Origin of the sequence: Serratia sp. BNK-33-b (assembly GCF_048684565.1) — a bacterium.
Lineage (GTDB): Bacteria > Pseudomonadota > Gammaproteobacteria > Enterobacterales > Enterobacteriaceae > Serratia > Serratia marcescens.
The window spans coordinates 2147984-2161236 of record NZ_JBLQTZ010000001.1; the positions used below are offsets into that span (position 1 = coordinate 2147984).

At 60.2% G+C, this 13253-nt stretch carries 11 protein-coding genes; 5 read left to right on the top strand and 6 right to left on the bottom strand.

Annotated elements, in window-relative coordinates; all coding sequences use genetic code 11:
* Complete coding sequence (locus ACMGGK_RS10275; RefSeq protein ID WP_049299387.1) at window positions 1-1311, top strand: MFS transporter; 1311 nt, start codon at window positions 1-3, stop codon at window positions 1309-1311.
* A 76-nt stretch (window positions 1312-1387) separates the two neighbouring features.
* Here ACMGGK_RS10275 and ACMGGK_RS10280 read toward each other — a convergent pair whose 3' ends face one another.
* Both ACMGGK_RS10280 and gloA read right to left on the bottom strand, forming a co-directional pair.
* A complete protein-coding gene (locus tag ACMGGK_RS10280; RefSeq protein ID WP_420276864.1) occupies window positions 1388-3322 on the bottom strand; it encodes an exoribonuclease II in 1935 nt (644 codons plus the stop codon).
* 187 nt (window positions 3323-3509) lie between these two features.
* A complete protein-coding gene (gloA, locus tag ACMGGK_RS10285; protein WP_016927543.1) occupies window positions 3510-4037 on the bottom strand; it encodes a lactoylglutathione lyase in 528 nt (175 codons plus the stop codon).
* A 99-nt stretch (window positions 4038-4136) separates the two neighbouring features.
* Here gloA and ACMGGK_RS10290 point away from each other — a divergent pair, with 99 nt between their 5' ends.
* Window positions 4137-4991, top strand: a complete 855-nt coding sequence (locus ACMGGK_RS10290; RefSeq protein ID WP_033640155.1) for a LysR family transcriptional regulator — start codon at window positions 4137-4139, stop codon at window positions 4989-4991.
* A gap of 15 nt (window positions 4992-5006) precedes the next feature.
* On the opposite strand, the gene ACMGGK_RS10295 is transcribed toward ACMGGK_RS10290, so the two are convergent.
* A complete protein-coding gene (locus ACMGGK_RS10295) occupies window positions 5007-7313 on the bottom strand; it encodes an FdhF/YdeP family oxidoreductase (protein ID WP_016927545.1) in 2307 nt (768 codons plus the stop codon).
* Window positions 7314-7595: 282 nt separating this feature from the next.
* Here ACMGGK_RS10295 and dacD point away from each other — a divergent pair, with 282 nt between their 5' ends.
* Entirely contained in the window at window positions 7596-8765 is a 1170-nt protein-coding gene (dacD, locus tag ACMGGK_RS10300; protein WP_049299385.1) for a serine-type D-Ala-D-Ala carboxypeptidase DacD, read from the top strand.
* Window positions 8766-8830: 65 nt separating this feature from the next.
* Complete coding sequence (locus ACMGGK_RS10305; RefSeq protein ID WP_004930593.1) at window positions 8831-9736, top strand: LysR family transcriptional regulator; 906 nt, start codon at window positions 8831-8833, stop codon at window positions 9734-9736.
* 87 nt (window positions 9737-9823) lie between these two features.
* Here ACMGGK_RS10305 and ACMGGK_RS10310 read toward each other — a convergent pair whose 3' ends face one another.
* Together ACMGGK_RS10310 and ACMGGK_RS10315 are read right to left on the bottom strand one after the other, a co-directional pair.
* On the bottom strand, window positions 9824-10372 hold the full coding sequence (locus ACMGGK_RS10310; RefSeq protein ID WP_015378018.1) for an inclusion body family protein: 549 nt from the start codon (window positions 10370-10372) through the stop codon (window positions 9824-9826).
* Between the two features lie 462 nt (window positions 10373-10834).
* On the bottom strand, window positions 10835-12019 hold the full coding sequence (locus ACMGGK_RS10315; protein ID WP_049299384.1) for a CMD domain-containing protein: 1185 nt from the start codon (window positions 12017-12019) through the stop codon (window positions 10835-10837).
* Between the two features lie 17 nt (window positions 12020-12036).
* Between ACMGGK_RS10315 and ACMGGK_RS10320 the strand changes: the two genes are divergently transcribed.
* Window positions 12037-12294 carry a hypothetical protein gene (locus ACMGGK_RS10320; RefSeq protein ID WP_164052319.1) on the top strand — a complete coding sequence of 86 codons (258 nt, stop codon included), beginning with the start codon at window positions 12037-12039 and terminating at the stop codon, window positions 12292-12294.
* A gap of 145 nt (window positions 12295-12439) precedes the next feature.
* Here ACMGGK_RS10320 and sapF read toward each other — a convergent pair whose 3' ends face one another.
* Window positions 12440-13252: a putrescine export ABC transporter ATP-binding protein SapF gene (sapF, locus tag ACMGGK_RS10325; RefSeq protein ID WP_016927550.1), complete on the bottom strand. Its 813-nt coding sequence runs from the start codon at window positions 13250-13252 to the stop codon at window positions 12440-12442.
* Window position 13253 lies beyond the last annotated feature (1 nt).

Below are 13253 nucleotides of genomic sequence, written 5' to 3' on the forward strand. Positions count from 1 at the left end.
ATGAGTGAAAATACGGCGGTGACGCAATCAGAAATAAACACGCCGTCGAAGGCGGGCGGCAAGAAAGTGATATTTGCCGCCTCCTTCGGTAATGCGCTGGAATTTTTCGACTTCGGCATTTATAACTTCTTCGTCATTTATATTAGTGTGCTGTTCTTTCCGCCGTCGAGCGATCCTAATCTGGCGTTGCTGCTGGCGTTCGCCACGTTCGGCGTCAGTTTTATTATGCGGCCTCTGGGCGGTATTTTGATCGGCGCCTATGCCGATCGCCGCGGCCGCAAACCGGCGATGATCCTGACGATTTCGTTGATGAGCCTGGGTACGGCGATGATCGGTTTTGCGCCGACCTACGCCAGCGCCGGCTATTGGGGAACCGTCACGCTGGTGGCGGCGCGCCTTATCCAGGGTGTGGCGGCGGGTGGAGAGGTGGGGGCGTCGATGTCGTTGCTGGTGGAGTCGGCGCCGCCTAATCGGCGCGGCTTCTATTCCAGCTGGTCACTGGCGACGCAGGGTATCGCCAGCGTGATTGGCGGTGTGACAGCGCTGGGGTTGAGCGCCGCGCTGCCGCTGCTTTCGGGCGAACCGAACGCGATGGCTGAATGGGGGTGGCGCATTCCTTTCTTTATCGGCGTGGCGCTTGCTCCGCTCGGTTGCTGGCTGCGCCTCGGGCTGGAAAGCGACCGTCCGCCGATGCCGCGCACTCAGGAGCCGCCTGCGCAGCTGCGCCGGCACTCGCGAGCGGTGGTACTCGGCGTGATGTTGACCATCGGCGCCACGGTTGCCACGTACATTTCTATGTATTATCTCGGTACCTTTGCGGTGAAGTATCTGGGCATGGCGCAGACTTACGGCTATGCCGCGATGCTGCTGGCCGGGATCATCACTTTCGGCGGCAGTTTGCTGGTTGGGGGCTGGTGCGATCGCTATGGCCGTCTGCCGCTGATCCGCTGGGCGCGGATCGCCATTTTGCTGCTGGCGTTGCCGGTTTTCTGGTTGCTGACGGTGGCGCCGTATCCGGCGGTGTTGCTGAGCGTGGTTGCGCTGATGGTTGGGCTAACGACGTTGGGGTCTGTTCCTACGCTGTTGGTGATTTCCGAGCTGTTTCCGCAGCGCGTGCGCGCGCTGGGGTTTGCGTTGGTTTATAGCCTTGGCGTCGCAATCTTCGGCGGCTTTGCCCAATACATCGCTTCACAGTCGATCGCACTCAGCGGTTCGCTGCTGGCGCCCGCCGGCTATCTGATGTTGGCGACGCTGATCTCGCTGGCCGCGTTGCCGCTGTTGCGTGAAACCGGCGGCGATCCGCTGCGCTAGCAGACGCGGGGCAAAAAAAGCGCCGGCGGTTTTCACCGCCGGCGCTTGACGCTTGTTACCGCACGCTATCCTACCGTCAGACCGCAGGGCGGGCGATCACGCTGCGGGTTTCCATGCGCACTTCAGCGATGGTGACCTGCAAGGTGTCGCTCTGGCGGTAAACCACTTCACCTTTGATCTGCACGGTGCCGGTTTCCTGGCTGCACTGCATCTCGTCACGCACTGCGTGAATGAACGGCGCCGGGATGAAGGCAACCGCGCCGTTGTCCAGCAGGCGCACACGCAGGCCGCCACGGGTTACGTCGATAATCTCGGCGTTGAAGCGGGTATCGGTGCCGGCCTTGTCCTGCAGGAAGCGGGCGTACAGCCAGTCGCCGACGTCGCGTTCCGCCATGCGGTTCAGGCGGCGGCGCTCCGCCAGCTGCACCGTCACGTCATCCTGCGGTTTTTCCGCCGACTGCTGGTTGATGATCGCCTTCAGCAGGCGGTGGTTGACCATATCGCCGTATTTACGGATCGGCGATGTCCAGGTGGCGTAAGCCTCCAGACCCAGACCAAAGTGTGGCCCCGGCGTAGTGCTGATCTCGGCGAAGGTCTGGAAGCGGCGGATGCGGCTGTCGAGGAACTGGGTCGGCTGCGCGTCCAGGTGGCGGCGCAATTCGCAGAAACCGTCGAGGGTCAGCAGCTTCTCGGCTTCGGCTTCGACGCCGTTGGCCTGCAGTACGGTGACCGCTTGCTCAACCAGCGCAGGATCGAAACCGGTGTGCACGTTGTACACGCCGAAGCCCAGGCGATCGCGCAGCACGATGGCGGCGCAGACGTTGGCGGCGATCATGCATTCTTCAACAATACGGTTGGCGCTGCGGCGCTGCTCGGTAACGATCTCCAGCACGTCGCCTTTTTCACCCAATACGAAGCGGTAGTCCGGGCGATCTTTGAATACCAGCGCATGCTGGTGGCGCCAGGCGTTACGCGCGTCGCAAACGCGTTTCAGCAGGGTGATCTGTTGCGCGATGGCGTCGCTCGGCGGTTGCCAGCCGGCAATGCCGTCCAGCCAGTCGGAGACTTCGTCGTACACCAGTTTGGCTTTGGATTCGATCTCGGCGGCGAAGAACTGAATATCTTCGCTCAGCGCGCCGTCGGCGGCGATGGTCACGCGGCAAGCCAGCACCTGACGGCGCTCGTTAGGGCGCAGCGAGCACAGGTTGTCCGACAGATCGCGCGGCAGCATCGGGATGTTGAAGCCCGGCAGATAGTTGGTGAAGGCGCGCACGCGGGCGATATCGTCCAGCTTGCTGCCTTGCTCGACATAAGCGGTCGGATCGGCGATGGCGATGGTCAACTGCAGCGAACCGTCACCGTTGTCGGTCACGTACAGCGCATCGTCCATGTCTTCGGTGCTGGCGCTGTCGATGGTGACGAATTCGAGCGCGGTCAGATCTTCACGCACCAGCGCAGCGTCCGGCTCGCTGAGAGCCTGCATCTCCGGCGCCTCTTTTTCCAGATTGTGACGCGCCAGCGTCACCCACCACGGGGCGAAATGGTCTTCACCGTCGGTGATAAACTGGGTCAGGTCGGCGTTGAAGCCGCGATCGCCTTTCAGCGGATGACGGCGCATTTCCGCCACCGCCCAGTCGCCGGCCTGGAAGTTGTGGGTCAGTTCACGCACCGGGCGGCACGGAATCGCCTCTTTCAGCAACGGATGATCGGGCACGATGGACAGGCGATCGTCGCGCTTTTGCACGCGGCCGACGAAGCGCGACAGGAACGGTTCGACCAGGGTTTCCGGCTCGGCGATTTCGCGCTCTTTCTCGGTGTGCAGGGTGGCGATAATGCGATCCCCGTGCATGACTTTCTTCATGTACGGCGGTGGAATGAAGTAGCTTTTTTGACCGTCTACTTCAAGAAAGCCAAAGCCTTTCTCAGTCCCTTTCACGACGCCTTCAACGCGCGGGGTCTGAGAGTGAAGTTGCTGTTTAAGCTGCGCCAGCAGCGGGTTATCTTGAAACATATCGTCCAGTGAATGGGTTGTGAGTGGCAAGATTTGCGGCTGACAGTTTTACGCGAATCACCCGCTGCGAGCAAGCCTAACGTCACGGAACCCCGCGTTGCCGCGCGATTTTGCGCAAGAATGGTCAATCGAAGGGCGAACGATGAAAAACCCCGGCGCGCAGGCCGGGGTGAAAGGCGTGGGACAATCAGTCCCGCAGCGGCGTCGGCTGCAGGATTTCAATCCAGTAATCGTCCGGATCGCGAATGAACGCCACGTAGTTCATGCGGCCTTCATGCAGGCGTTTCTGGAAGGTGACGCCCAGGCGCTCAAACCGCTCGCAGGCGGCGCGCACGTCCGGCACCGTAACGCACAGGTGGCCAAAGCCGCGCGGCTCGCCGTTGCCGTTGTGGTAATGGAAATCCGCCTGATTTTCGGTGCCGTGGTTATGGGTCAGCTCGAGAATGCCCGGCTGGCTCAGCGCCCAGCGTTTGCGTTCGTCGTCATCCTGCGGGATCTGCTCGCGCGGGCTGCGCGTCAGGTAGCAGATGGTGAAGGCGGCTTCTTTGAACTCTTCCAGATAGACCGGGGTAAAGCCCAGCACGCGCGTATAGAAATCCAACGCTTTGGTCAGGTCTTTCACGCGGATCATGGTGTGGTTGAACACGTAACCGTCGGTTACCGTATCCGGTTGGGCCGCCACGCCGGGCAGCGTCAGTAAGTCATTCAGTGGCATCAGTGATCCTCCTCAGGGTGTCGACAGACTGTAGGTGAAATCGATGCTAATCTAAAGTGATTGTTTTTAAGTAAAACGCTAACTAAAAGTGAAGGATAGATGAAGCTGAGCCAGCTGAAGTTTTTCTGCACCGTGGTGGAACACAAAACCATCGCCGCCGCCGCCCGTGAGCTGCACTGCGTGCCTTCCAACGTCACGCTGCGGCTGCGCGAGCTGGAAGAGTCGCTGGGCGGCGAGCTGTTTTTCCGCGACAAGAACCGGCTGTACGTGAATCCCAAAGGCCGGCTGTTCTACCAGCAGGCGCGCGACATCGTGGCGCAGGCCGAGCGCAGCAAACAGCTGTTCGCCGGCGAGCAACAGCATGGGCTGCTGAACCTCGGGGCGCTGGATTTTTCGCTGGTCAGTCACTTGCCGGCGCGCATCGCCCGGCTGCGCCGTTTACAGCCCCATTTGCACATCAACGTGCTGAGCCGCGACTCGCTGGTGCTGGAACGCATGTTGATCGACAGCGATCTCGATCTGGCGATCACCGACGGCCCGATTGAGCATCCGCTGCTGGCCAGCCAAAAGGCGTTTGACGAACGGCTGGTGCTGCTGATGCCGGCGGATGTCGGGCAACCCGACGCCGCCACGCTGGCGCCGCTGGAGTTTTACACGTTCAGCCGCGAGTGCTCGTTCCGGCTGAAGGTCGATCACTGGCTGGCCTCGCGCGGGCTGAAACCGCGCATGACGCTGGAAATGGAATCTTATGCCGCGATGGCAGCCTGCGTGAAGGATGGTTGCGGCGTCGCCTGCGTGCCCGGCTCGTTGCTGCCGCTGATTTTGCCGGCGCCGGGGCTGAAGGTGGTGGAAATGGGCGAGGAGGGCGTGAGCGATCTCTATTTCGTCTGGCGGCGGCATCAGCTGTCCGAGGAATTGCAGACTATCCTGGAAATATTGGCGCGCCCGGCGTGAACCGGGCGCGCGTTTTCAGGCGATGCGCAGCGACGGTTGCTGCTCGCTGCGGCGAATCGCCACCGGGATCGACTTCGACGTCGGGGTGCCGGTGCCGTCGCCGAAGCTGGCCAGCGGCACCAGCGGGTTGGTTTCCGGGTAGTAGGCCGCCAGGTTGCCACGCGGAATGTCGTAACTCACCAGCTTGAATCCATCCACCTTACGCACCACGCCGTCGTTCCACAGGGTTTCTATCTCTACCCGTTCGCCATCCTGCAGGCCCAGCGCCGCCAGATCTTCCGGATGGATGAACAGCACTTCGCGCTGACCGTAAACGCCGCGGTAGCGGTCATCCAGACCATAGATGGTTGTGTTGTACTGATCGTGCGAGCGCAGCGTCTGCAGGGTAAACGGCGCTTGCTCGCCACCCAGCTGCGGGAACAGGGTGGTCGGCAGCGCGGCGTCGCTGAATTCCGCCTTGCCGCTTGGCGTGGCGAAGCGCAGTTCGGCGGCGGCATTGCCCAGGTAGAAGCCGCCGGGTTGCTCGCAGCGCCGGTTGAAATCCTCGAAGCCGGGAATGGTGGCGGCGATGTGATCGCGGATCAGCGAGTAGTCGTCGGCCAATTCCAGCCAGTCCAGCTGTTGCGTACCCAGCACGGCGTCGGCGATGCCGCAGACGATCGCTGTCTCCGAACGTTGAGTGTCCGCCAGCGGTTTGCCGATGCCTTCCGAGGCGTGCACCATGCTGAACGAGTCCTCGACCGTGATGTACTGTGAGCCGCTGGCCTGCATGTCCAGTTCGGTGCGGCCGAGCGTCGGCAGGATCAGCGCGTCTTTGCCGGTCACCAGGTGGCTGCGGTTAAGCTTGGTGCTGATATGCACCGTCAAATCGCAGTTGCGCAGGGCGCGGGCGGTGCGCTCGGTGTCCGGCGCCGCGGCGGCCAGGTTGCCGCCCAGCGCGATCAGCACTTTCACTTCGCCGCGCAGCATCGCTTCGATCGCTTCCACCGTGTTGTGGCCCAGCGCGCGATTGGCGGTGAAGTTAAAGTGGCGTTCCAGGCTGTCGAGCAGCGCCTTCGGCGACTTCTCATCGATCCCCATGGTGCGGTTGCCCTGGACGTTGCTGTGGCCGCGTACCGGGCACAAACCGGCGCCCGGTTTGCCCAGTTGCCCGAACAACAACTGCAGGTTGGTGATTTCACGCACCGTTGCAATAGAGTGCTTATGCTGAGTCACGCCCATCGCCCAGGTGCAGATCACCCGTTCGGCGCCCTGGTAGGTGGCCGCCGCCTGGCGCAATTGCGCTTCGCTCAGGCCCGATTGCGCGGTAATGGTCCGCCATTCGGTGGCGTCCACCTGCGCCAGATAAGCCTCTACGCCGACGCTGTGCCGTTCGATAAACGCCAGGTCAAACAGGGCGGGTTCACCGGCGGCGAGGCGCTGACGGTGGGTTTCCAGCAGGGCTTTCACCATGCCGCGCACCGCCGCCATATCGCCGCCCAGATTCGGCTGGTAATAGGAAGAGCTGATCGGCGAGGATTTTGGCGTCAGCATCTGCACCGGATCCTGCGGATCGGCGAACCTTTCCAGCCCACGTTCGCGCAGGGTGTTAAAGCTGACGATGCGCGCGCCGCGTCGGGCGGCGTTTTTCAGGCTGTGCAGCATGCGCGGGTGGTTGGTGCCGGGGTTTTGACCGAACACGAAGATGGCGTCGGCCTTTTCGAAGTCATCGATGCGGATGGTGCCTTTGCCGACGCCGATGCTCTGCTTCAGCCCAACGCCGCTCGCTTCGTGGCACATATTGGAACAGTCGGGGAAGTTGCTGGTGCCGAGCATGCGGCCAAACAGCTGATAAAGATACGACGCTTCGTTGCTGGCGCGGCCCGAGGTATACAGCTCGATCTGGTTCGGGTTGTCCATGCCGTTGATGTGTTTGGCGATCAGCGCCAGCGCGTCCGGCCAATGGATAGGCTCATAGTGGTCGGTTTCGGCGTTGTAGCGCATCGGATGGGTGAGACGCCCTTGATACTCGAGGAAATAGTCGCTCTGCTGCTGCAGGGTGCTGACGCTGTGGGCGGCGAAGAACTCAGGCTCCACGGCGCTGCGCGTCGCTTCCCAACTGACCGCTTTGGCGCCGTTTTCGCAAAAGCTGAAGGTGCTGTGATTGTCGTCGCCCCAGGCGCAACCGGGGCAGTCGAAGCCGCGTGCCTTGTTGACGCGCATCAGGTTGCGCATGTTTTTTAGCGTTTGTTTACTGTCGAGGACAAAGCGGGTGGTGGCTTCAAGCGAACCCCAGCCGCCCGCCGGGCCGGTATAAGGCTTGATTGACGGTTTGAATTTCATGGTGACACTTCGCAGGTGGTTGTAGCTAAAAAGTAAACGCTTTTTTATGCGTTTTGCGTATTTATGTCACAAGTTTAGGAGCGCGGCAGGCGGGCGTCTAATCGAATGGTGCAATGGCGGCATAGAGCATATCTATCGCAGATGGATGTTGACCTAAACAAATGGTTGCATAAAGACACCCGCTGCAAAAGAGTAAAGGTTTCGTCTGAAAGTGAATTCATGCAGTCTATCTCGCGGATTATATTGGCATTTTATTTAGCCTGCGGGCCTGAGGAACACAGCGTGAAGCGTTCAGTATCAGTAGTGATCGGCGGTATGTTACTGCCTTTGGCGGCGCAGGCGGCGGAAACGACGCCTCATTTTCCCACCATGACGCCACCGGCGATAGACGCCGCCTCTTACGTTTTGATGGATTACACCACCGGCCAGGTGCTGGCCGCCGGCAATGCCGACGAGCGGCGCAATCCGGCCAGCCTGACCAAACTGATGACCGGCTTGGTGATCGACCACGCGCTCGACCAGCATAAGATTGGCCTCGACGATGTCGTCACCGTGGGGAAAGACGCCTGGGCGCAGGGCAACCCGGTGTTCAAAGGCTCCTCGCTGATGTTCCTGAAGCCCGGTGACAGGGTCACTGTTCGCGATCTCAGTCGCGGCATTATCATCGATTCCGGTAACGATGCCTGCGTGGCGATGGCCGATTATGTGGCGGGTAGCCAGGCCAACTTCGTCAAGCTGATGAACGAGAAGAGCGCCCAGCTGGGATTGCAGAACACCCATTTTGAGACGGTACACGGGCTGGATGCGCCTGGGCAGTTCACCACCGCCGGCGATCTGGCGGTGATTGCGCGCGCCATCATTATGAGCGAGCCGGCGGAATACCACATGTACAGCGAGAAATCGCTGACCTGGAACGGCATCACGCAGCAGAACCGCAACGGCCTGCTGTGGGATAAGACCCTGCACGTCGACGGCCTGAAAACCGGGCACACCGCCGCGGCCGGCTTCAACATCATCGCCTCCGCCACCGAAGGGGATCGCCGCCTGATTGCCGTGGTGATGGGCGGCAAAAGTTCCAAAGGCCGCGAGGAACAGGCGCGTAAGCTGTTGACGTGGGGGCTGCGCGACTTTACCACGGTGCACCTGTTCAGCGCCGGCCAGAGCCTGGGGGACGAACCGGTCTGGTACGGCGAAAGCCACCGCTTGCCGGTCGGCAGCGCGCAAGAACAGTCGCTCAGCCTGCCGAAAAGCGAGGCGGACAAACTGAAGGCGCAGTACGTGATCAATGCCGCGCGGCTGGAAGCGCCGATCAACAAAGGACAAACCGTTGGCGAGATCCGCATCAGCGATAATGGCCAGGTGGTGAAAACCCTGCCGCTGGTGGCGCTGCAGGCGGTGCCGCAGGGCGGCGTGTTCTCGCGCCTGATGGATTACATGAAGCTGAAGCTCTGACTCACCGGGCGAGCGACGACGCCCGGTGGTATACTGAGCGCGAATGCCGATCATTGAGCCGCGCTATGGATATTAAACAACTGATTTATTTGTGTAATTTAGAACGGGAACGCCACTTCGGTCGGGCGGCGGAGGCCAGCTTCGTCAGCCAGCCGACGCTGTCCATGCGATTGAAAAACCTGGAAAAAGAGCTGGGCGTTTCGCTGATTAACCGCGGCAACCATTTCGGCGGTTTTACCGCCGAAGGCGAGCGGGTGCTGGCGTGGGCGCGTGAGATTGTCTCGGTTTACCAGGGGCTGAAGCTGGAGGTGGAGTCGCTCAAGCACGGTTTGCACGGCACGTTGCGCCTTGGCGTGGTGCCGCAGTGCAGCATCTCGGTGGCGGAAATGCTCAAGGCGGTCAGCGAGCGTTATCCGCATCTTGATTACCGGCTGGCGGTGCTGAGCGCCGATCAACTGCTGGAGGCGTTGACGGCGCATACCGTCGACATCGGCATCGGCTTTTTCGAGCTGTCGACGCTGAAGGAACTGCATTTTCAATCACAACCGCTGGTGGAAACCGGCGTTGAGCTGGTATTTCATCCGCAACACTTCCCTAAGCTGGTGGGCGACACACCGTTGCCGCTGGAGGCGGTGGCCGCCTTGCCGCTGTGCCTGGCCGAGCCGACGCGGTATTTTCGCCGCTATCTCGATCAGCATTTCCGCGACGCCGGGTTGACGCTGCACCCGCGGCTGGAAACCGCTTCGATCTTCCAACTGCTGGAAGGGATTTTCGTCGGCCTGGGTTGCGGGTTGTTCCCGCGCGGCCAGTTGCAATCGCCGCTGATGCCGGAACTGCAGCGGCGGCCGGTGGCCATCGCCGCCATGCCGCGCCATGCGGCGGTGGTGGTTGATATGGCGGAGCGCGCCACGCCGTTGGCGCAAAAATTCTTCGATGCCGCCAGCGAGTGGCTGCGTCGGCAAAAGGAATAGAGACGTTTAAGTTTATCCGATGTTCCCCCATGATTATGGCCCCACGGGGCCATAATCATGTTTTCTCTAACGGCCGATGAAATCATGTTAATTACTGATGGTAATGGTCGGATCCCAATAGAAATAACCCAGTAATTTCTGATCGCCGCCGTTTGGCCGATAATAAAGGCCAAATTGGATGCAATAGTTTTCCGTGCCGGTATTGGTAATGTCCGCCTGTATAAACCAATAGGTTTGGTTGGTGAAGCTGACGGGGAATACGGTATTTTGCGCCGGCATCATCGAGCTGCGGGTATACATTTTGAAGGTCGGGTTGGAGAAAACCTGGGTGCCGCTGCCGAACTGCGGCAGCCCGTAGATCAGCACGCTGGCGTCGAAATTGGCGGATTCCGAGGTGCCGGTCCAGCGAATGACGTCGCCGACATTGGCTTTAAAATTCAGGTCCGCCGTACCGGAGCCGCCGATCACCTGTTCGGAGGTGACGACCATATAGGCGTATTGATGGCCAATGCCCGTCGGGTTGCCGGCGTCCTGGCTGGGGTTGTTATTCTCGAATGCTTCTATCAGGGCATCGGTATCGATGACGACAATCACGTTAACGATACTGTTGCTGGATTTAAGTTCTTGTTCAGACATAGGGTTACCTCACAATATTTTTTTTGCTGTGATAGAAAATTAAAATAATGGGAATAACGGCGAGCGTTTATCTTTGTTGAATATTTAAAAGGGGGCATCACAACGCCGCTATCGGCTTAATCATAGAAACGAAATAGCAAGACGACCACTGCTGAAAGGTTAGGAGTGTTAATGAGTTCATCTATTAATTAGCAGGGTTAAAACCTTGTTTTACTGCTTATGCGATGAGAACGGTTACAGAATTGAGCGATGGCGCAATCTGCCTATTGCTTTGTTTGCAGACATAATTTTGACGAACCCTGTTTTTCGCCGATGCTAGAACAAAACGAATCATAATCCTGATAAATGAAGTGTGTTTGGATTTTTGCTTTATCAATTTATATTTTGGTGAAGTTTTTCGCCGAAACAGAGAAGGGTGAGTTAACGGCGAAGGACGCTAGCCGTCAACTCAGTGATGACAGATCACGGCGCCGGTTGTGCCGGTTCCGCATCGCCCAGCGTTTGGCGCAGGCGATTTTCCCAGGCGTAGAGCGCGGCGGTGAGGATCACTTCCAGCGCCTGCGCCTGATTCAGGCCGCTGTTGAACAACGGCTGCACGCTCTGCGGGGTGAACTTCTCCGGTGCGCGAGTCAGCTCGGCGGCAGTGCGCATCACCGCGAGTTTTACCGAGTCTTCGGTATACGCCAGTCCCTGAGGCAGCCCGGCGAACAGCGCCTGAACCAATCCCTCATCCTGCAATTCTTGCGCGACGGTGGCCGCGCAGTAATGGCTGCCGTTGATGCGCGAGACCGCCAGCGTCGCCAGCGCCTTCAGGCGGCTCGATAACCCATATCCTTCGGCATTGATGCCGTTGAACACCCCATTACGCTCGCGCAGTGCGGCGGCATCGTGCGCCAACAGCAGATAATAAGATTCGGCGCGCGCCTGCGGGTGGCTCTGATCCAGCACATCAAGCTGTTCGGCGGCGGCGGCTTCCGTGTCGATTGGCGGCAGACGCGCGGTCCAGCTTAACTCTTCGGCACTGAACGCGACGCCATCGGCGTCTTCGACGTTAGGGAAGCCGGGCACCACCACCGCCGGCCGGCCGGCCAACGCCGCGACACCCGCGACCACGCGCGCCTGATAGCTGACAAAACCGATCACCTGCGAAAAGGTGACGATATCCGCCGGGCTCAGCCCGACGTCGGCGAGCTGTTGCAGCGCCTTGCGGCAAATCAGCGTGGGCTGGCTGGCAAGCTGGCGGGCATATTGGGTGATCTGAGCAAGGCGGATATTGCTTTCCCGGGAGGCGTCCGGGCTGTGCAGAGGGGCGAGGCGAGCGGCGTAGTGGCTACAAAGCGATTGCACGCCCGTCACCTGAGCGACGGTCAACGCGGTGCTGAGGCGATCGTAGGGTGACAATGTCACGTATCGTGACAGCGGCACCTGGTCGGGAAACAGGGCATGGTAGCCGGCCAACGAGGCGCTGAACACGCCGGCGCGAGCGCTGAGCGCATTGTTTAAGGCTTCATCGGCGAAGGCGCCCAGCCCCAGCAGAAAGCGATCGCGAAGGGTGGCCGCCTGCGGTTCCAGCGGCGCATCGCCCCGCACGCTGCTTTGGGTTTCGTGATACCACTGGGCATTATGTTGTCGACGGAGTCGTTCCATAGGGTCAATCCTTAATCATGATCAGCAGCCGCCGCTGCGCGCGGCAGCGTCGGCTGGACAAAGAGGCAACATGCCCGCAGGCGGGGCGAAAGGCGGTTTTAGCGCAGCTCATCACAGCAGAGGGCGTGGCCGTAAACAGAAAAACCGGCTGCCAACGTGAGCAGAAACTGCGTAAGGCGGCGATGGTGAATGCTGTTCATCAGTGCGATATCCTGTCGTATGAGAAGTGCAACGTAGGGGATATCCTCACCGATCGCCCTGGCGAGATAAAATAATGTTACGGACTAATCAATAACTGAAAGGAATAAAATATAAGGATATATAACAAGAATGTAATTTGCATGTGCGCTTTCTTGCTAAGCGGCAGGCGCGCAAGGCGATAAAAACCCGCCGCAGCGGGTTTGGAGGTGAAGGCGTGACTCAGAAGCGGCCGCCGTCGCGCCGCCAGGCATCGGCGGTCAGCGCCTCGCCGAAGTGGCTGGCGATAAGACGCTTGGTCAATTCGTGCAGCGGCGCCGCCAACACCTCGGCGGTGCTGCCGCGTTCGACGATTTCCCCTTCATGCATCACCAGCACCTGGTCGCTGATATGCTTCATCATGCCGAGATGTTGGGTGACATAAATATAGGAAATACCGTGTTTTTCCTGCAGCTCCAGCATCAGGTTGATGATTTGCGAGCGCATCGACATGTCCAGCGAGGCCAGCGCCTCATCGGCGACGATCACTTTCGGCTGCAGGATCAGCGCACGCGCCAGCGCGACGCGCTGTTTCTGCCCGGAAGCCAGCATGTGCGGATAGTAGTAGGCGTGATCCGGCAGCATGCCGACCTGGCGCAGCGTCTGGTTGATGCGCTGCTCGCGCTCGGCGGGTTCCAGATCGGTGTTCAGCCGCAGCGGCGCATCCAGCAACTGGCCGATGCGTTGGCGCGGGTTGAGCGAGGTGCTCGGATCCTGAAAAATCATGCGAATGCGCTGGCTGCGATAGCGATAATCGCCGAACGCCAGCGGATGATCGTCGATCAACAGCTCGCCGGCGGTCGGCTCCACCATGCCGGAGAGCATCTTCGCCAGCGTGGATTTGCCGGAGCCGTTCTCGCCGATCACCGCCAGCGTCTGGCCTTCGCGCAGGGTAAAGCTGACCGATTTCACCGCCTCGACGTGCTGGCGGCGGAACAGCCCGGTGCGATAGCGGTAGGTTTTGCTCAGGTTGCGCACTTCCAACAGCGTTTCCATG

Excerpts from the sequence above, each read along its gene's own strand:
- ACMGGK_RS10275 (WP_049299387.1), top strand. The coding sequence starts at position 1 with ATGAGTGAAAATACGGCGGTGACGCAATCAGAAATAAACACGCCGTCG.
- ACMGGK_RS10280 (WP_420276864.1), bottom strand. The coding sequence starts at position 3,322 with ATGTTTCAAGATAACCCGCTGCTGGCGCAGCTTAAACAGCAACTTCAC.
- gloA (WP_016927543.1), bottom strand. The coding sequence starts at position 4,037 with ATGCCACTGAATGACTTACTGACGCTGCCCGGCGTGGCGGCCCAACCG.
- ACMGGK_RS10290 (WP_033640155.1), top strand. The coding sequence starts at position 4,137 with ATGAAGCTGAGCCAGCTGAAGTTTTTCTGCACCGTGGTGGAACACAAA.
- ACMGGK_RS10295 (WP_016927545.1), bottom strand. The coding sequence starts at position 7,313 with ATGAAATTCAAACCGTCAATCAAGCCTTATACCGGCCCGGCGGGCGGC.
- ACMGGK_RS10305 (WP_004930593.1), top strand. The coding sequence starts at position 8,831 with ATGGATATTAAACAACTGATTTATTTGTGTAATTTAGAACGGGAACGC.
- ACMGGK_RS10310 (WP_015378018.1), bottom strand. The coding sequence starts at position 10,372 with ATGTCTGAACAAGAACTTAAATCCAGCAACAGTATCGTTAACGTGATT.
- ACMGGK_RS10315 (WP_049299384.1), bottom strand. The coding sequence starts at position 12,019 with ATGGAACGACTCCGTCGACAACATAATGCCCAGTGGTATCACGAAACC.
- ACMGGK_RS10320 (WP_164052319.1), top strand. The coding sequence starts at position 12,037 with ATGATCAGCAGCCGCCGCTGCGCGCGGCAGCGTCGGCTGGACAAAGAG.
- sapF (WP_016927550.1), bottom strand. The coding sequence starts at position 13,252 with ATGGAAACGCTGTTGGAAGTGCGCAACCTGAGCAAAACCTACCGCTAT.